Annotated in this window: 16 protein-coding genes; 7 read left to right on the forward strand and 9 right to left on the reverse strand. The window is 71.0% G+C overall.

Going from position 1 to position 18530, the window contains the following annotated elements; translation table 11 throughout:
* Positions 1–38 precede the first annotated feature (38 nt).
* Together crtI and NOCYR_RS09295 are read right to left on the reverse strand one after the other, a co-directional pair.
* Positions 39–1625: a phytoene desaturase family protein gene (gene crtI, locus NOCYR_RS09290; protein ID WP_014350104.1), complete on the reverse strand. Its 1587-nt coding sequence runs from the start codon at positions 1623–1625 to the stop codon at positions 39–41.
* A 76-nt stretch (positions 1626–1701) separates the two neighbouring features.
* Positions 1702–2838 carry a polyprenyl synthetase family protein gene (locus NOCYR_RS09295; RefSeq protein ID WP_014350105.1) on the reverse strand — a complete coding sequence of 379 codons (1137 nt, stop codon included), beginning with the start codon at positions 2836–2838 and terminating at the stop codon, positions 1702–1704.
* 149 nt (positions 2839–2987) lie between these two features.
* Between NOCYR_RS09295 and NOCYR_RS09300 the strand changes: the two genes are divergently transcribed.
* On the forward strand, positions 2988–3989 hold the full coding sequence (locus tag NOCYR_RS09300) for a methylenetetrahydrofolate reductase (RefSeq protein ID WP_081505571.1): 1002 nt from the start codon (positions 2988–2990) through the stop codon (positions 3987–3989).
* A 111-nt stretch (positions 3990–4100) separates the two neighbouring features.
* Here the strand turns inward: NOCYR_RS09300 and NOCYR_RS09305 are convergent, their stop codons facing one another.
* From NOCYR_RS09305 to NOCYR_RS09335, 7 genes are all read right to left on the reverse strand, one after another.
* Complete coding sequence (locus NOCYR_RS09305; RefSeq protein ID WP_014350107.1) at positions 4101–4904, reverse strand: DUF1684 domain-containing protein; 804 nt, start codon at positions 4902–4904, stop codon at positions 4101–4103.
* Between the two features lie 200 nt (positions 4905–5104).
* The gene (locus NOCYR_RS09310; protein ID WP_014350108.1) at positions 5105–6262 is read right to left on the reverse strand and encodes a glycosyltransferase; all 1158 of its coding nucleotides are present in this window, start codon (positions 6260–6262) and stop codon (positions 5105–5107) included.
* A 33-nt stretch (positions 6263–6295) separates the two neighbouring features.
* Complete coding sequence (locus tag NOCYR_RS09315) at positions 6296–7075, reverse strand: LppM family (lipo)protein (protein WP_048833210.1); 780 nt, start codon at positions 7073–7075, stop codon at positions 6296–6298.
* A gap of 69 nt (positions 7076–7144) precedes the next feature.
* Positions 7145–8341, reverse strand: a complete 1197-nt coding sequence (locus NOCYR_RS09320; RefSeq protein WP_014350110.1) for a TerC family protein — start codon at positions 8339–8341, stop codon at positions 7145–7147.
* A gap of 167 nt (positions 8342–8508) precedes the next feature.
* Positions 8509–9378 (reverse strand): carotenoid biosynthesis protein, encoded by an 870-nt coding sequence (locus NOCYR_RS09325; protein ID WP_014350111.1) that lies wholly within the window; start codon positions 9376–9378, stop codon positions 8509–8511.
* Positions 9375–10937: a phytoene desaturase family protein gene (locus NOCYR_RS09330; protein WP_014350112.1), complete on the reverse strand. Its 1563-nt coding sequence runs from the start codon at positions 10935–10937 to the stop codon at positions 9375–9377. The genes NOCYR_RS09325 and NOCYR_RS09330 overlap by 4 nt, the downstream gene beginning before the upstream one ends.
* Before the next feature lie 7 nt (positions 10938–10944).
* Positions 10945–11556 (reverse strand): GNAT family N-acetyltransferase, encoded by a 612-nt coding sequence (locus tag NOCYR_RS09335; RefSeq protein ID WP_014350113.1) that lies wholly within the window; start codon positions 11554–11556, stop codon positions 10945–10947.
* 172 nt (positions 11557–11728) lie between these two features.
* Between NOCYR_RS09335 and NOCYR_RS09340 the strand changes: the two genes are divergently transcribed.
* The 6 genes from NOCYR_RS09340 to NOCYR_RS09365 all read left to right on the forward strand — a co-directional run bounded on the left by NOCYR_RS09340 (position 11729) and on the right by NOCYR_RS09365 (position 18369).
* Positions 11729–12184 carry an SAV_6107 family HEPN domain-containing protein gene (locus tag NOCYR_RS09340; protein WP_081505572.1) on the forward strand — a complete coding sequence of 152 codons (456 nt, stop codon included), beginning with the start codon at positions 11729–11731 and terminating at the stop codon, positions 12182–12184.
* Positions 12185–12295: 111 nt separating this feature from the next.
* A complete protein-coding gene (locus NOCYR_RS09345; protein ID WP_014350115.1) occupies positions 12296–12721 on the forward strand; it encodes a DUF3040 domain-containing protein in 426 nt (141 codons plus the stop codon).
* Between the two features lie 476 nt (positions 12722–13197).
* Positions 13198–13629 carry a division/cell wall cluster transcriptional repressor MraZ gene (gene mraZ / locus NOCYR_RS09350; RefSeq protein WP_036535307.1) on the forward strand — a complete coding sequence of 144 codons (432 nt, stop codon included), beginning with the start codon at positions 13198–13200 and terminating at the stop codon, positions 13627–13629.
* 254 nt (positions 13630–13883) lie between these two features.
* Positions 13884–14873 carry a 16S rRNA (cytosine(1402)-N(4))-methyltransferase RsmH gene (gene rsmH, locus NOCYR_RS09355; protein ID WP_309139355.1) on the forward strand — a complete coding sequence of 330 codons (990 nt, stop codon included), beginning with the start codon at positions 13884–13886 and terminating at the stop codon, positions 14871–14873.
* A gap of 134 nt (positions 14874–15007) precedes the next feature.
* Entirely contained in the window at positions 15008–16495 is a 1488-nt protein-coding gene (locus NOCYR_RS30040; protein WP_014350118.1) for a hypothetical protein, read from the forward strand.
* Positions 16492–18369 carry a peptidoglycan D,D-transpeptidase FtsI family protein gene (locus NOCYR_RS09365; protein WP_081505358.1) on the forward strand — a complete coding sequence of 626 codons (1878 nt, stop codon included), beginning with the start codon at positions 16492–16494 and terminating at the stop codon, positions 18367–18369. Before NOCYR_RS30040 ends, NOCYR_RS09365 begins: the two co-directional genes overlap by 4 nt.
* Positions 18370–18530: the final 161 nt, after the last annotated feature.

Raw genomic sequence — 18530 nt, forward strand, 5'->3', positions numbered from 1 at the left:
TGGTCGGCGGTCGCAACCGCGAGCTGATAGGTCGGCGCTTAGTTTACGGCTTGTTCGCGCGGGGCTGTCCCGATGGTGCGCGGGGTTTCGCCGCGACGCGGATTTTCCGGCCCGATCAGCCGGTTTGCCGCAAGTTTTCCGGACAGCAGCGCGGTCGGTACGCCGACGCCCGGCGTCGTGCCGCAACCGGCGATAACCACGTTGTCGCTGCCGCGCGGCAGGTTGCGTGGCCGGAACGGCCCGGTCTGCCGGAAAAGATGGGCCGCGGAGAACGGCGTGCCGCTGAGCATGCCCTGGTCCAGCCAGGTCTGCGGGGTGTCGAGGTGGTCGAGCCGGAAGTGCGTGGCGAGGCCGTGGTAGCCGCGTTGCTCCAGCACACCGAGCAGCTCGCGCAGGTAGGCCGGGCCCAGGTTCGCCCAGTCCAGCGGCGCCGAATCCAGGTTCGGGCAGGGCGCCAGCAGCGAGAACGGCTCGTAGCGGCCGTCGGCGCGGTCCAGATACAGGCCCGGATCAGAGAGGGCTGGCCTGGTCAGCAGCAGCGAGGGATCGCTCATCAAGCGGCCACCGCGCGGTGCGGCGATCTCGGCGAAGGTGCGTTCCCAGGCGGCGCCGAAGTCGATGGTGTGGTGGGCTTGGTTCGGCCAGCGTTCGGTGATTTCGACCGGGATGGTGCCGTGCGCGACCACCGCCGACGGGGAGGCGCGCAGTCCGCGCCTGCGCTTCAGGCCGAACCGCTCGATCGTGCCGAGATCGGCGGTGACGACCACCGCATCGCAGTCTCGGGCGGTCCCGTCGGCCAGCCGCACCCGGCGGGCCCGTCGCCCGGCGTAGTCGATGCCGGTGACCTCGGCACCGAGTTCGAGCCGCCCACCCGCGGCGACCAGCGCCTCGGCCATGGTCTCGGCGACCGCGCGCATCCCTCCCTCGGGGAAATACACCCCGAGGGAGGTGTCCATATGCGGGATCGCGCCGTAGACGGCCAGCGCCTGGTTCGGCGGCATGCCCGCATACAGCGCCTGGAAGGTGAACAGCCTGGTCAGCCGGGGATCGCGGAGGAAATGCCGCACCCGTGGCCCGAGCCTGCCGAAGCCGCCGAGGCGCACCAGTTCCAGCAGGGCGGCGCGTTTGCGCGGCAGCCGCACCATGTCCAGTGGCGAGTCGAAGTTGGTGTCCATGAACTCGCCGAATTCGGCCCGGTAGATCTGCGCCAGCCACCGGCGCAGGCGACGGTAGCGTGCGGCCTCGTCGGGGCCGCAGGTGCGCGCGACCTCGGCCGCCATCTGATCCGGGTCCGCGAAGACCCGGATATCGGAGCCGTCGGCGAAGCGCGCGTGATACGACGGCGCGAGCTGGCGGATCCGCAGCGGGCGCGCACCGGATTCGCGGTCGCGGCCGACGGCGGCAAGGGCGTCGTCGATCAGCTCGGGCAGCGTCAACACCGTTGCGCCGGAATCGATCTCGTAATCGTCGAAGCGGTAGCGACCGACCCGCCCGCCGACATGGTCGGCCCGCTCCAGCACAGTGACCTGGCGCCCGGCGCCGGTGAGGTACAGCGCAGCGGCCAGCCCGGACAGTCCGGCGCCGATGACGACGACCCGATCGGTCGGTCCGGTCACAGTCTTCATCGGCCCGGCCTCCGTGCGCAGGCGAAGGTCGCGCAGGCGTGGATGCGCACCGCGGCGCGACCGGAGAGCAATCCGTTCATGCCGTGCGGCGGGTGGCGGCCAGTGCCATGGCGTGCAGGTGCTCCTTGGCGGCGGGGGTGGCCGAACTGGTGTCGATAGCGGCCAGCGCGCGTTCGGTGAGCTCGCCGATGCGCGCTTCGACCGCCTCGACAGCACCCAGGCGCACCAGCACTTCACGCAGCTGGCCGACGTCCTCGCCGCTGAGATCGGTGCCGACCTTGGTGCGCAGCAGCTCGGCGGCGGCCGGATCGGACTTGTCGCCGCGGGCGAGCGCCTCGGCGATCAGCACGGTGCGCTTGCCCTCGCGCAGATCGTCACCGGAGGGCTTGCCGGTGACCGAGGGGTCGCCGAAGACGCCGAGCAGGTCGTCCCGCAGCTGGAAGGCGATGCCGATATCGGTGCCGAAGTCGCGGTAGGAGCGGATCAGCTCCGGGCCGGCGTCGGCGAGGGCGGCGCCCAGGTGCAGCGGCCGCTCGACGGTGTAGGCGGCGGTCTTGTACCGGTTGATCCGCAGCGCCGCGGCCGCCGATTCGTCGCCGCTGGCCTCGCCGTGGATGTCGAGCAGCTGCCCGCCCAGCACCTCGGTGCGCATCTTCGCCCACACCGCGGCGAACCGGGCGACGGCCCGCGGGTCCAGCCCGGAGGCGTGCACCATGTCATCGGCCCAGGCCAGGGCCAGATCGCCGATCAGGATGGCCACGCCGGTGCCGAAGCGCGGCGCGTCGCCGGCCCAGCCGCGGTCGCGGTGGCGCTGTTCGAAGTCGACGTGCACGGTGGGGAAGCGGCGCCGGGTGCGGGAGGCGTCGATGATGTCGTCGTGGATGAGCGCACACGCCTGCACCAGCTCGAGGGCCGCGCAGGCGTTGAGCACCGCGGGTGCGTCGGGACCGTCGGGGTCGCCGCCCGCGCCCAGCCAGCCGGTCCAGGCGAAACCGGGCCGGGTGCGTTTGCCGCCGCGCAGCACGAACGATTCCAGCGCCTCGGCGGCGTCGACGAAGATCGGCCCCAGCTCGCCGACGGTCTCTCGGCGAGTGGCGAAGAAGGCGGTCAGCGCCTGTTCCACGGCGGTGGCGAAGGCGGGCGTCCCTGGGGTCGCCGAGGTCGGGCTCGGCCTGGTCGGGGTACCGGGTCCGGCGGACAGGATGACCTCCAAGGATGTCCGGGGAAGGGGTCGGCTCGGCGGATGCGGCCCGGCCGGCCGCTGTCGGCCACCGCGGCGGTGCACCCGCTCTCGACTCGAACAATACGCGTCCGCTCCGACGACGCTCCGGCCCGCAGGCCGCTCACCTCTACACTGAACCGGTGACTTTCGACAACGTGCGGGGACGTTCGACCCCAGGCCGGCCGTCCTCGACGCCGCCGATCGTCTCGGCGACGCCCTCGGTGGTGCAGAGTCTGCGGCTGCACGCGAGCCGGGCGGTGCCGTTCTCCGTCGAGTTCAACCCGCCGCGCGACGCCGCCGGCGAGGCCCGGCTGTGGCGTGCGGTGCGCACCTTCGAACGCATGCATCCGGCGTTCGTGTCGATGACCTACGGCGCGGGCGGGTCCACCAAGGACCGCACCGTGCGCGTCACCGGTGAGCTGGCCGGCGAGACCACGCTGCTGCCGGTCGCCCACCTCACCGCCGTCGGGCACAGCGTCGCCGAGCTGCGCTCGCTGGTCGGCGCCTACGCCGACTCCGGGATCCGCAATATCCTCGTGCTGCGCGGCGACCCGCCCGGCGATCCGCTCGGCGAATGGCATAAGCACCCCGAGGGCGTCGAGTACGCCGAGGAACTGGTGCGCATCGTGCGCGATCTCGGCGATTTCCACGTCGGTGTCGCCTCGTTCCCGCAGGGGCATCACCGCTCGCCCGACCTGGACCACGACACCCGGTTCCTGGCGGCGAAACTGCGTGCGGGCGCGGAGTATTCGATCACCCAGATGTTCTTCGACGTGGAGCACTATCTTCGGCTGCGCGATCGCCTCATCGCCATGGACCCGGTCGAGGGCGCCAAGCCGATCATTCCCGAACTCATGCCGATCACCTCGCTGCGCACCGTCAAGCGCGCCGAGGAACTGTGCGGGCGGCCGCTGCCGCGTGCGGTGATCGAACGGCTCGAGCGCGCGGCGGGCAGCGGTCCCGAGGAGGACGCCGCCGCGGTGCGCGCGGTGGGCATCGAGATCGCCACCGAGATGGGCCAGCGGCTCATCGACGAGGGCGCGCCCTGCCTGCACTTCATCACCCTGAACTTCGCCAAGGCGACCAGCGAGGTGCTCACCAACCTCGGCTACGGCGTCACCGCGGCGCCGATCAGCGCCTGAGCCGGGATTCCGGCCCCGCTCGAGCGGGTGTGGGACACGCGTGAACCGAGCTGATTCCACCGGTCGGGGTGGTCGTCGGCGCTGCCGGTGATCAGCGGGTCGTCCGCGCCGTCACCTCGCAGCGCCGAGCCGTGGATCCTGCTCGCCCGCCTCGATCGCCACCCGCAGCCGGTTCTGCGCGGGCGCCACCGGGCAGGTCGCGTAGTCGGTGAAGGCGCACGGCAGGTTGAGCGCGCGATTGAAGTCCAGCACTACGGTGCCATCGTCGTCGGCGGCTCCCACTTCGAGCAGGCGTGCCGCGGGGTAGGTGGTGATGCCGCTGGTGGCGTCGGTGAACAGCACCCGCAATGCCTCGGGGGTGCCGAAGGCGACGACCCATTCGGTTACCGCGCCGACGGTGAATTCGATGACGCCGGCCGCCCGATGACGGTGTTCGAGCCCAGCCACCACCGCCCCCGTGGTGATCGTGGCCGGCTCGCCGAATGCCTCGAACCGCCCACGCACCACCCACCGTTCGTCGGGTGCGTACGCGGGCACACCGGCGAAGGTGGCCAGGGTCGGCGCGGCCGGATCGTGTACCCGCACAGCCGATCGCCCGCCGCGCCGGATCACCTCGAGCACCCGCTGCTCGTGCCGGATGAGCGCGCCCGGCGCCCCCTCGTCCGCGACGACGATGTGCACGCCGCCGATGCGTTCGCCGTCGTGATCGAGCCGGTCGCCGGGTTTGGCGGCGACGAACACCCGGTCCTCGATGACCCACCAGGTGCCGGGCACCCCGGGCAATCGCTCGGGCCGGTCGGTGAGCCAGTGCAGGGCGGTCAGGCTGAGGAAACCGAGTGGGTCACGCAGGACCGCTTCGCGTTCGGTGCGCCAGGCGGCCCAGTCGGTGGCGAACGAAGTGAGGCCGGTGGTCATGGGAGGTCTCCTTCGTGGGGCGGTGCGTTGGGTGAGAGGCCGGCTCCGGCGCATCACCGCCGGGTCGTGACCGGTATCGCCGGACCCGGATCCCGGCGCGGATCCGGTCGGCCGAATCATCATGCGTCGCAGCGAAACCGCAGCACAACGGTAGTAATCAGGCTGAGTTCAGCCCTTGCCCGGCGCGAAGCGCTTCGCCATCACGGCGTGAGTGCGCGCCCCTTCCACATCAGCGCGTGCTGTCGTCGGGCTCGCCGTGACCGGGTCCAGAGGTAGAGGTAGGCCGCGACCGACGCCGGATGCGCACACGCGGCAACGACCTCGTCGCGACCGGGCGCCGTACCGCTGTCCAGACAGCCGGCCACGATGCGCCCCGCGACGGCGGCCGTATAACCGAGCAGGCCGATCCGGCGCACCCGCCCGTGTCCGGCGAGCGCGGCCAGCGGCGGCAGCCAATAGGCCAGGCCGGCAACGGCTCCCACCGCGAGACCACCGGCCGCCGACCCGCCGTATGCCGACCACAGCCACCGCGTGTAGCCGGCCTCCAGCTCTGCCTCGTCGCGGTACATGCGGGTGCGTGCCATCGATCCGGCCGCGACCACAGCAGTGCGCATCCCATGGCGCCGCAAGGCCCTGGCGATATCGAGGTCCTCGGTGACGCTGCCCGCCACCGCCGCATGCCCGCCGATCGCCCGGTAATCCGCCGCGTCGAAAGCGAGGAACTGCCCGCACGCCACCGCCATCGAGGGACGCGTGCCGCGCTCGGCGAGCACCACCGGCAGCGTCGTGGCCCACGACCAGCACAGCAAGGGCTGGACCAGGCGTTCGGCGGGGGAGTGCGCGAGCTGCCGGGGCCAAGGCGAGACCAGCGCGAAACGGCGTGCGCGCAATTCCGTCACCGCGGCGGCGATCGCCGCAGGTGCCAGCCGCACATCGGCATCGATGAAGACCAGTACCGTGGCGCCGGTCGCCGCGGCGGCTTCGGCCAGCCGGGCACAGGCGGCGGCCTTACCGGTCCAGCCCGGTTCGGGCTCGTCGTCGCCGCGCAGCACCGTGATGCGCGGGTCGTCGCCCGCCGCGTGCCGGGCCGCCGCTTCCGTATCGTCCGTCGACCCGTCGTCCAGGATCAGCACCCACAGCCCGGGCACGCCGGTCTGTGCGCGCAGATCCTCGATCAGCTCCGGCAACCGCTCGGCCTCATTGCGTGCCGGAACGCAGACGGCCACGGTCTCGTCCACCGGCGGGCCCGGGCGCAACCGGCGCATCGTCAGCAGATTCCCCATCGCCACAGCGCAACCCGCAACCGCGATCCCGGTACCCACCCGAATCGCCGACACCACCCGCGTCTCGCCAGGCATCGTCGCTCGGCCAATCCGCCCGGCCGGCAACCCTTACCTACCGCTGCGCACTTCGCGCCACCATCGCCCGAGGTCGAAGTTCGGTGCCGGCGCGTTCGGCGGAGCCGGATTGCGGTTGACGTAGGCCATGGCCGCGACCACCGCGGCGACGGCGAGAGTGATGCCGCCGACGATGCCCGCCCAGCCCGCGAACGAGCGGGTATTCGGGTCGGCGTAGCTCACCTCGGCGTGCAGCCTGGTCACATCGCCCGGCGGCAGCTTCCAGGTGACCACTGAATCGCCCTCACGATTGCCGTTGGTCTTGGCCACGCGAGCGGGGAACGCGACGCTGAACTGCACGTCCGAGCCGTGCGGCGGAACCGATTTCAGGTCCACCCGGCCGTCGAGGGCCACCAGGTCGCCGGTGCGCTGGAACTGTAACTGGAACATGCCCTGGGTCTGGTCGGACAGCTGGCCGAGCTGCTGCACCTCACCGAAGTTCAGATCGTCGAAGAACACCTGGCTGCCGACGTAACCGTCTTGGCTGTAGGGCTCCACCCGCATCTTGGTGGCGAGGGTGTCCGGCGCCTTCAGCTGCGGGCCCTTGTCCTCGGGGTTGGCGGGGATCACCGCGGCGACGATACGTCCGGAGACGCGGTCGTTGGACGAAACACCCATCGACGCCTGCACCCGCAGGCAACCGGCCAGCACCGGCACCAGCAGAGCCGCCAGCAGGACGGCCGCCGTCACCCGGATCCCGGGGCGGGGCGAACGCGGCGAGGTGACCGGAGCGTCGGGCGTCGTGGTGTCGGGACTCGGCTGCACGGGTGACATCGTGCCAGGCGTGCGGCGCGCCGTGCACGCGACACCGCGCATCGGCCGCGTCGTCCCAGGTGGGCGTGACTATCTGCTGCGCATCGCCACGTTCTCGTCGTGACGGCGGTGGGCATCGCGCAGCAGCTGCATCAGTTCGTCCTCTTGCCGGATCCGGCGCCGGTACTTCTCCGGCAGGGCGCGCAGCCGCTGCTCCTCACTGCGCAGCAGGCCGAAGATCCGGTCGCGTTCGGCCTGGTCGGCGGTGTAGCCGAGGTCGAGGTAGTCGGTGGCATGCCTGCGCGCGTTGGCCACCGCCTGCTGGGCCCGTCCGCGCGGACTCACCACCGACACCACCACGGTGACCACCAGCACGAGCAGGATCACCAGCAGCGACGCACCGGTACTGATCTCACCCACGTGCACGGGCTCGCCGTGGTTGATGAACGGCAGGTTGTTCTCGTGCAGCGCGTGCAGGATCAGCTTGATCCCGATGAATCCGAGGATCGCGGCCAGCCCGAACGACAGGTAGATCAACCGGTCGAGCAGCCCGTCGATCAGGAAGTACAGCTGCCGCAACCCCATCAGCGAGAATGCCGTCACCGTGAACACCACATAGACGTTCTGGGTGAGGCCGAAGATCGCCGGAATGGAATCGAGGGCGAACATCACGTCGGTGCCGCCGATGGCCACCATCACCAGCAGCATCGGGGTGAGCATGCGCTTGCCGTCGCGCACGGTGAACAGTTTGTCGCCGTCGTAATCGGGTGAGGTGCGAAACCATCGCCTCGCCACCCGGATCACGAGATTGTCCGCCGACCGGGTCTCGGTCTCCGACGGCGCGAGCATATTTCCCGCCGTCACCAGCAGCAGCAGACCGAAGACGTAGAAGACCCACGCGAAAGCATTGATCAGGGAGGCGCCGAGAAAGATGAACCCGGTCCGCGCCACCAGCGAGAACACGATGCCGACCAGCAGTACCTTCTGCTGGTCCTCGCGCGGCACCCGGAAACTGCCGATGATGACCAGGAAGACGAACAGGTTGTCCACCGACAACGCCTTCTCGGTGACATAGCCCGCGAAGTACTCGGTGCCCATCTGCACGCCGCCGAAGATCAGCACCCCGATCCCGAACAGCACCGCGATCCCCACATAGATCCCCGACCAGATCGCCGCCTCGCGCAGGGTGGGGGTGTGCGCCTTGCGCACGTGGAAGACATAGTCGAACAGCAGCAGCCCGGCGATCAGGATCAGGGTCGGGATCCATACCGCGGTCGATACCTGCATCTTCCCTCCGGATCGTGGACGACGAAGCCGAGCGGGCGCCGGGCCGCGTCACGATCGGGTTCCGCACGCGCTGCCGCGACCGGGCCCGCCGCCGCGACAGCCGACTGCCCCGAACCTACTCGATCCGGGCCGCGACGTGGGCGAACCCGCCCGCAACCGCCCGGCGATCAGCCGGACCGGCGGCCGGACGCTGCGCGCGCATCGCGAATCAACCGCACCAGCAACGGCACCCCGAGCAGGCCCATGCCCACCGCGCCGTACCAGGCCGAGGCGGGTAGATCCAGGAACACCGCGTGCGCCAGCGTCGATCCGAGCCAGGTCCACGCGAACATCGCCACCGGCACCGCGTCCCCGCCACGGCGCCGCGGTGCCGTGCGTTCCCAGCCGGTGAGCAGCACCGCCATCACGATCCCGACCAGCAGCCAGCCCAGATAGTTGGTGAGCGGAATGTGTTCGACGCCCGGCAGTCCCGCATCGGTGACACACCACCGCCAGTGGCCGTCGGCCACCATCTGCGGGTCCAGGAACAGATCCCACCCCACCGCGCCCACCGCGGTGACCGGAATCCGCTGCCACACCCGCCTGGCCAGCAATCCGGCCACCACCCAGATCGGATACACCCCGCCGGTCCAGGCCAGCGGCACCACCAGCGGCACGCCGGCCAGAGCGGGACCCAGCCGATCGGTGGCGTAGTCGTAACAGCCGAACGGCATTCCGGTGGCGGTGCCGATGATCTCGGCGAGCAGACCGGTGCCGGACAGGATGACCAGCACGCCGACGGCATAACGCGGGCCGCGGGTGTAGGCGGCGTGGGTCAACGCGGTCGCGGCCGCCAGCGCCACCACCAGCACCGTCACCCGGTCGCGGGCGGCGCCGCCGGTCAACGGATACGCGATCTGACTGAGCACCCACAGCACCGCGAGCACGCCGGGGACCAGTGCACCGGCAGCCGGCCGGGGATCGACCGTGATCCGCCCGAACCATCGGCGGTCGTTGGCGCTCACGGTGCGACCCGCCCGCGGCCCGACCCCGCTCATCGCCGGCGCAGCCGCGCGAACCGGCCCTGATCACGCAGCACCAGCCGCGCCGCAGTGCGCCCGCTGGCACCGGAGACGCCGCCGCCGGGATGGGTCGAGGCGCCGGTCAGATACAGCCCCGGCGCGCCCGGCACCCGCTGTCCCGACAGCTCCGGCAGCGGCCGCCACAGCATCATCTGGTCCAGCGACATCTCCACATGCATCACATTGCCGCCGAGCAACCCGAGCTCCCGCTCCAGATCGGCCGGCGTCTGCACGAACCGGCGCAGCACCGACCCGGCGAAACCGGGTGCGTAGGAATCGACTTCGCCGATGATCCGGTCGGCCTCGGCCTCGGCGTGCCCCGCCCAGTCAGTGCCGTCGGCCAGCCGGTAGGGATGCCACTGCGACCACAGCGACAGCTGATGCTCGCCGGGCGCGGCGATACTCGGGTCCAGCGCACTGAAGCTCATCGCCAGCACCACCGGACGCGGCGGCAGCGCCCCGGCGAGCGCGGCACCGTGCGCGGCCCGCAACTGCCTGCGCTCGGCCACCAGGAATTGCAGCCCGCGCGCGGATTCCCCGGCCGAGCTGCCCGGATACGACGGCAGCGCGTTCGTCGCCGCGCGCACCACCATCCCGATGCCCGGACCCACCCGGATCCGCCGGCGCCAGTCCGCCAGCGTCGCAGCATCGAAACCGCCCGCACCCAGCAGATCCAGCGTGGTCAGAATGTGCGTGCCCGCGATGACGGCGCGCGCCGCCAGTTCCCGCCCGGAAGCCGTGCGCACCCGCCAGCCGTCACCGTCGCGGCGCAGCTCGCGCACCGCGTCACCGCCGGTGACCACACCGCCGTCGGATCGCAGCCGCGCCACCAACGCCGAGGTCAGCGCCCCGCTGCCGCCGACGGCCCGACCCGGCGGCAGCGTATGCATCAGCGCCGCGAACCCCACCATCGGCGCGGTACCCGGCTCCGACATGGGCGGCCCGGACTGCGCGCCGAACCAGGCCAGCGAGGTCTTGAGCCGCTCGTCGTCGAACAGGCTGTCCAGCAGCGCGTCTCCGGATTGCAGGAATTCGTGCGACAGCGCGCTACCGCCGGCTCGCGCGTCCAGCCCCCAGAACGAGCGCAGCAGATGCCCGGGTGTGGGCCCGCCGCCGAAGGCGCGCATCACCCGCGCGCTGCGCGGCCCCCAGTCCCGCACGAACCGGCGGTAGGCGTCGGCGTCGCGTTCCCCGCAGGCCGCGGCGATCGACGCGCAGGTGCGGTCCAGATCGCGATGGAACACGATCGGCGCGCCGCCCTCGGGGCCCGCGGGCGTGAAACCCCATGGATCGCAATCGATGTAGCGCAGCCCGAAGCGCGCCAGCTCCAGCTCCTCGATGATGCCGGTGTGCCGGATCATGATGTGCGCCGAGGACCCGCGATCGACCAGATGCCCCGGGAAGCGCTCGACCGTCGACACCGCACCGCCGAACACCTCGTCGCGCTCGAGCACCTCCACCCGGTGCCCGGCCCGCGCCAGATAACAGGCCGCGACCAGCGCGTTGTGGCCGGAACCGACGACAACGACGGTCATCGCGAGCTCACAGCGGCAACCGCCGGCCCAGGATGGCGAACTCCCTGGTATCGCCGGCGAAGATGAAATGCCGCACCACATCGCCGAACCCGGCGCGGCGATACAGCCGCCAGGCCCGGTTGTCCTCGGCGTCGACCTCCGGCGTCGACAGCAGCACCGCGCGCTCGGGACGGTCCCGCAGCAGCCGCTCCAGCAGCGTCGACCCGATGCCGCGGCCCTGCGCCGACGGATGCACATGCAATTCGGTGAGCTCGAAATAATCCGACAGCAGCTCCCGCGCCGAATGCTCCGGCCAGCTCGACCGGCGCATACCCGTATAGACCTGCTGCTGCCACCACTGATGCGGCGCGCCCCGGTAGCCGTAGCCGATGGCCACGATCGGCGAGGTGCGCACGTCGAAGTAGCCGGAGTCGTCCGGGATCACCGCGGCCACGGCCTGCCAGCCCGCGCGCGAGGTGTGCTCGGTCCACATGGGCGCGCGATGGTGTCCGGTGCCGCGCGGATAATCCATCGCCGCGACGTACACCGCGAGCGCGTCGTGCAACCGGGCGCGCAGCGCCGTGACCGAGAGGTCGACGACGACCGGTGCGGGGGTGTGATGTGGCTTGACGGCGGTCATGGCTCTCGTGAGGTGGGGACGCTGGAGGCGCGTGCGGAAAAACATGTCGGTGGTCGTCCTTATATTCAAGCTCAATTCAAACGTTCGAATACCTGTTCGGTTCGTGCGGTGCCGACCGTCCGGTCGGCCATCGGTCTCGGGCCGGGGTGTGCGACTGGTGGAGGGACGGCTGATGTCTGGTCGAAACGTTCATCCGGGCCGGCCCGGGCGTGCGGGCATGTTGTTGCGGCGCGCCGACGGGCTCTTGATGGAAGCCGCGGGGGAGCACGATCCCCGCGAGCGTTTCCGCACCGCCTACCTGGCCGCCCTGCGCGGTGCGGGTGCGGTGCTGGCGGCCACCGGCGCCGATGCCGCGCCGCGCGCCCGCTCCCGCAACGCCTGGGTCATGCTGCAACGCGCCGCCCCGGAATTCGTGATGTGGGCCGACTACTTCAGCGCCCATTCCGAGACCCGCGCCGCGCTCGAGGCCGGCCTGCCCCGCGAGATAGGCCACACCCAGGCCGACGAGTTCTACTCGCGGGTCGGTGCGTTCCTGCACGACGTGGAGGATTTGATCGCGCCCGCGGCCCGATTACGTGGTCCGGCCGAGCCGGAGTTGCGGATCGGCCCGCGAGTTATCGGCGAGTAGGTGGTACGGCCCTGATCGAACTCGTATCATTGGAGACAGATAGCCGCCAAGGTCGGCTATCTGTCGCCTACCCGGAGGCGACAGCCACGTCCTAGTGCCGGGGGAGGTACCGTGCCACTCTCCGAGCACGAGCAGCGCATGCTCGAACAGATCGAGAGCGCGCTCTATGCTGAGGATCCGAAGTTCGCCTCGTCCGTCCGCGGCGGACGCCTTCGTACGACCTCGAGTAGACGCAGACTTCAGGCCGCCGCCTTGTTCGTCCTCGGCCTGTTCCTACTCGTCGCAGGTATCGCCGCGCCGGTGAAGCCGGGCGGCTTCCCGATCATCAGCTTGATCGGATTCATCGTCATGTTCGGTGCCGGAGTGCTGCTGCTGCTCGGTGGCTCCAAGAAGGCCGGCGGCAGCGACCGCGGCGGCGACGCGCCGTCGAGCGGTCCGTCCGGTCCCGGCTCCGGTGGACGCGGGCGTCAGCGCCGCTCCGGCGGCTTCTCCGAGCGCATGGAAGATCGCTTCCGCAGAAGGTTCGAGCAGGAGTAACTGCACCCGCTCGCCCACAGGTTCACAGCGAACGGCGGTGCGGTACCGGAAACCCGGTGCCGCACCGCCGTTCGTCTGTCTGTCCATACCCCTTGGCGCCCACGGCGTGTCGTGCCGACCGGTCGGCCCGTTCCCGCTCGGCCCGCTGATCCCCACATCGCCCCACGACGCGCTCCACCTTCCCCCACCACACCCGGATTCCTGGACGCACCTGGGAGTTTGCTGGTAGTTGTCGGGCTCGCCCGGATCGGACGCGCGCGGGGAGGTGAAGCGCCGGAAAAGTTCTTCCACCCAGTGATAGCTGGGATGACCTGGGCAATCGCGAAAGCGGGGAGCCAGATCACCCCGTGTTTCGATTGAAAGTGGGGGAAAGTGGGGTAATGTGGAGCGCGCACTACAGGAGAGGCCGTAAGGCGCTCGGCCGGAGCGAGTTCCGGCCATGCGTGATCGAGGTGGTCCGGTAGGGAGGTGTCGAGTTGTTTCTCGGTACCTACACACCTCGATTGGACGACAAAGGGCGACTCACGTTGCCTGCGAAGTTTCGAGACGATCTGGCGGGAGGGTTGATGGTCACGAAGGGGCAGGACCACAGCCTGGCCGTGTACCCCAAAGAGGAGTTCACCGCGCTCGCGCGGCGGGCCGCGGCGGCGTCTCGAAGCAATCCGCAGGCACGGGCTTTCGTCCGGGCTCTCGCGGCAGGCACGGACGAACAGCGTCCGGACGCTCAGGGCCGGATCGTGCTGTCGGCCGACCATCGTCGCTACGCCAACCTGTCACGGGACTGCGTGGTGATCGGCTCGGTCGACTTCCTCGAAATATGGGACAAGCAGGCGTGGGAGTCCTACCTCGCCGAACACGAGGAGGACTACGCACAAGCGAGAGACGAGTCGCTGGGCGGGATCTTCTAGCGCCGCACGAGTGCCACGCGGCCTCTGCCCGGATGCGGACCCTGACGTACTTCCCCGACGCCAGGTGCCGCTTCGGTCAGAGACCACGGGGCATTCGTCACCGACATCCGGTCCGAATCCCGCAGCATTCGCTGCTCACAGCAACCATTCCAGAGCCATCACTCACTACAGCACTACCCATCTACCCGCAGTGTCCGCCGAAAACACTGTGGAACAAGGCGACCCGATATCGGTGCGTGACGAAGCGAGGCAAGATCCGGGAGGTCGAGGTGAACCGTGAACAGCACGGCCCGCGCCATGTCCCGGTCCTGCTCGAGCGCGCCGACGAATTGCTCGGGCCCGCGCTCGGTGAGTCCGGCGCCGTCTACCTCGACGCCACCCTCGGATTGGGCGGGCACGCCGAACATTTCCTGCGCACCTACCCGCAGATCCGGCTGGTCGGGCTCGACCGCGACACCAATGCTCTCGCGCTCGCCGGCGAGCGGTTGCGGCCGTACCAGGACCGAATCAGCTTGGTGCACACCCGATACGACGGCATCGCCGACGCCCTCGCCGAAGCGGGCCTGCCCGCCACCGGCTCGGTCAGCGCCATCCTGATGGACCTGGGTGTCTCGTCGATGCAACTGGACGAGACCGACCGCGGCTTCGCCTACTCGGTGGACGCCCCGCTGGACATGCGGATGGACCCGACCACCAGGCCCACCGCCGCCGATGTGCTCAACACCTACAGCCACGGCGATCTGGCCCGGATCCTGAAAACCTATGGCGAGGAACGCTTCGCCGGCCGGATCGCCAGTGAGATCGTGCGGCGCAGGCAGCAGCGGCCGTTCACCACCAGCGCCCAGCTGGTCGAACTGCTCTACGACACCATCCCCGCCGCCACCCGGCGCACCGGCGGACACCCGGCCAAACGCACCTTCCAGGCGCTGCGGATCGAGGTCAACGGTGAACTGGAATCGCTGCGGGCCGCACTGCCCGCGGCGCTTAACGCGCTGCGCGTGGGTGGCCGGATCGTGGTCATGTCGTATCAGTCGCTCGAGGACCGCGTCGTCAAACACGAACTGGCCCAGCGTGCGGCCTCGCGCACGCCGGTCGGCCTGCCGGTGGAACTGCCGGGGATGGGGCCGGAATTCCGGCTGCTCACCCGGGGCGCCGAACAGGCCACCGAAGCAGAGATCGAGGACAACCCGCGCGCCGCCCCGGTGCGGATGCGCGCAGCGGAACGGATTCAGGAGGGTGCATGAGCAGGGCGACGACAACGCTCGGGCAGCCTCCGACGGGGAGACGGGAGGCGGTCCGCACGAGCGGGTCGGTGCCCGCGGGCGGCGGTTCGGCTGAACCCGGACAGCGGCCCGGTCAGGCAAAAGGAGGGCGCAGCGTGAGCGTGCGGACACGGACCGTCGCCGAGCCCGGGCGGATCGCCCGCCGAGTGCAGGCCGCCGAGCGGGTGAAATCGGGTGCGGCGCAACGGGCCTACGCCCGCCGCAAGCTGCGCGCCGAAGGGGTCGCGGGCGGCGATGCGGTGCTGCCGCGGACCTCGCTCATGGCCACCCGGATCCCGTTCGTCGCGGCGATCCTGGCCCTGCTCGCCTGCGGGCTCGCCCTCACCCTGCTGCTCACCACCCGTGCCGCCGAGGACAGCTACCTGCTCAGCGACGCCAGGAAGCTGAACCAGACCCTCGCCGACGAGCGGGCCGCCCTGCAACGGGAGGTGGAGGCCGCCGACTCGGCGCCCGAACTCGCCGCGCGGGCCCGCGAACTCGGCATGATCCCGGCCAAGGACCCGGCGCGCCTGGTGGTCGCGCCCGACGGCAGCATCATCGTCATCGGCGACCCCAAGCCGGCCGAGGGCGCACCGGTGCCCCCGCTGAGCCCGCCGCCCACCCGCGCCACAGACCGCCCGGGCACCCCGCAGAGCCAGGGCGAGCGCGTCGTCCCGGTCACCTCGACCCCCCGCGCCCCCGCCGACCGCCCCGACGGCGCCCAGATCAACGCCGCACCCCCGGTAGGCGCCGGATTGACCCCGGCCGCGCCGAGCCCGGCGCCTGCGCCGAACCAGGCGGCTGCGCCGAACCCGGCGGTTGCGCCGAACCCGGCCGCTGCCGGCGTTCCGGCTCCGGAAGGCGCGGCGGGCCCGGCACCCGCAGAGGGACCGGCACCGGCCGGCGAGCCGGCACCCGTGCCCGCCGCGGCCCCGGCTCCGGGCGCGGCACCCGAACCTGCTCCCGCTCCGGCAGGAGCCCAAGCGCCCGTGCCTGCCGACCCGGCGGCTGGCCCTGCTCCCGCCGCCCCCGCGCCCGGCCCTGCGGCCGCCCCGGCGGCCGCGCCCGGACCTGCGGCTGACGCGCCTGCACCGCCGGCCGCCCCGGCCGCCGGACTTGCCCCCACCCCCGCCGCCGCCCCGGCAGACGGAGCGCCCGCTCCCGCCACCGCACCGGCTCCTCCCGCGGCTCCGGTCCCCGCACCGGCCAACGCCCCGGCATCGGCTCCCGCATCCGGCCCCGCCGAAAATCCGGCGCCCGCACAGATGCCCGGACAAACCGCGGCTTCGGCCCCGGCGGCAGCCGTCGCGCCCGCCGCACGTCAGCAGGCTGCTGTCGAGGTACCCGTCCCGGCCCCCGCGGCCGCCGTCGCTGGGTCGAACCCGGCGTCCACCAGGGATCAGAGCACGCCCGCACCGGCAGGCGATCGTCCTTCGGCCGCAGGACCGGCTGTCCCGGCCACCGCCCCTGCGCCCGCACCGGTAGACCCACCACATCCATCCGCCGAATCCGCTCCCGCCGCACCGGCTCTCATCGAGAACGCCCCCGGGCACCCCGCCGTCGCGCCGACCGTGCGGCCGAACGCCGGTGAGGCCGCACGATGAGGCGGCCCGGACCCGCGAGGCGTTCCCGTCGCGGGCCGGTGAACAGACGGCGGCCCGCGGCGGCGCAGCTGGACCGGCCGGTGCGGATGCGGTTGGGGGTGGGGCGGATCGCGATGCTCGGTGCGCTCGCCGTCGTCGCGATCCAATTGCTGTGGGTGCAGAGCATTTCCGCGCCGGGGCTGTCGGCGCAGGCGGCCAGCCAGCGCACCGCGCACTGGGTGGACGAGGCCATGCGCGGCCCGATCACCGACCGCAACGGTAAGGCACTCGCGTTCACCGTCACGGCCAAGGAACTGCACTTCCAGCCCGTGAAGGTGCGTAAGGATCTGGCCGAGGCCAAGGCCAAGGACGATTCCGCGCCCGATCCCGAACAGCGGCTGCGCGATATCGCCGCCACCATCCACGAGAAACTCGGCGACAAAGGCCCCAGCGAGAAGAAGCTGCTGGAGCTGCTCAACAGCGACGAGCCGTTCGTGTACCTGGCCCGCAATGTCGATCCGCGTATCGCCGCCGAGATCGTGGTCGAGTTCAAGGAAGTCGGCGCCGACTCGCAGAACCCGCGCGAGTATCCGGGCGATTCGCTGGCGGCCAACATCATCGGCGCCGTCGGCTGGGACGGCCACGGCCAGATCGGGCTGGAATCGTCGATGGACTCGCTGCTGGCCGGCACCGACGGCTCGCACACCTACGACCGCGGTGCCGATGGCGCGGTGATTCCCGGCAGCTGGCGCGACCGGGTGCCCGCGGTCAACGGCTACGGCATCGAACTCACGCTCGATTCGGATCTGCAGTACTACGTTCAGCAGCAGGTGCAGCAGGCCAAGGATCTGTCCGGCGCGCAGTCGGCCTCGGCGGTGGTGCTGGACGCCAAGACCGGCCAGGTGCTGGCGATGGCCAACGACAACACGTTCAATCCGTCGCTGGGCCCGGAACATTGGAAACCGGAGACGCTGGACAATCCGTCGGTGACGCACGCGTTCGAACCGGGCTCGGTGAACAAGATCGTCACCGCCGCGGCCGCCATCGAATACGGTCTCACCACTCCCGACGAGGTCCATCAGGTGCCGGGCCAGATCCACATGGCCGGTGTCACCGTCGGCGACGCCTGGGAACACGGGGTCGCGCCCTACACCACCACCGGGATCTTCGGAAAGTCCTCCAATGTCGGCACCCTCATGCTCGCCCAGCGGGTGGGTGAGGACCGTTTCGCCGACATGCTCCAGCGGTTCGGTCTCGGCCAGCGCACCGGCGTCGGCCTGCCCGGTGAGAGCCCGGGCCGGGTGCCCGCCCGCGACCAGTGGTCCGGCGGCACCTTCGCGAACCTGCCGATCGGCCAGGGCCTTTCGATGACGACCTTGCAGATGACCAGCATGTACCAGGCCATCGCCAACGACGGCCTGCGGATCCCGCCGCGCATCGTGCGCGCCGAGATCGCCCCCGACAAAACCCGCACCGAGCGGCCGACGCCGGAGGGTGTGCGGGTGGTCAGCCCGCAGACCGCGCAGACCTTGCGCACCATGTTCCAGGCGGTCGTGCAGCGCGATCCGATGGGCGTGCAGATGGGCACCGGCGTCCCGGCCGCGATCGAGGGCTATCAGATCGCGGGCAAGACCGGTACCGCGCAGAAAGTGGACCCGGCCTGCGGCTGCTATTCGACCTCGTCGTACTGGATCACCTTCGCCGGAATAGCCCCGGCCGACGACCCGCGCTACGTCATCGGCATGATGCTCGATGCCCCGGTGCGCAGCGCCGACGGCAGCGGCGGCCAGTCGGCCGCGCCGCTGTTCCACAACATCGCCTCCTGGGCGTTGCAGCGCGACCGTATCCCGCCGTCCACCGAGCCGGCCAGGCGTTTCGTGCTCCAGGCCTCGTGAGCTCATGCCGTTGCCCGCAACCGCTGGACCTGCCGCGACCGCTGTCGCGGTGGGCCGGCCCGGGCGCGGCGGACCCGAATCCGTGAACCGCGTTGCCTGCCCTCGAGCAGGCGTCGGTAACCTGACTCGTCGTCGGTGTACGCACCATAAATCGCAGAGAG

The organism is Nocardia cyriacigeorgica GUH-2 (assembly GCF_000284035.1).
Lineage (GTDB): Bacteria > Actinomycetota > Actinomycetes > Mycobacteriales > Mycobacteriaceae > Nocardia > Nocardia cyriacigeorgica_B.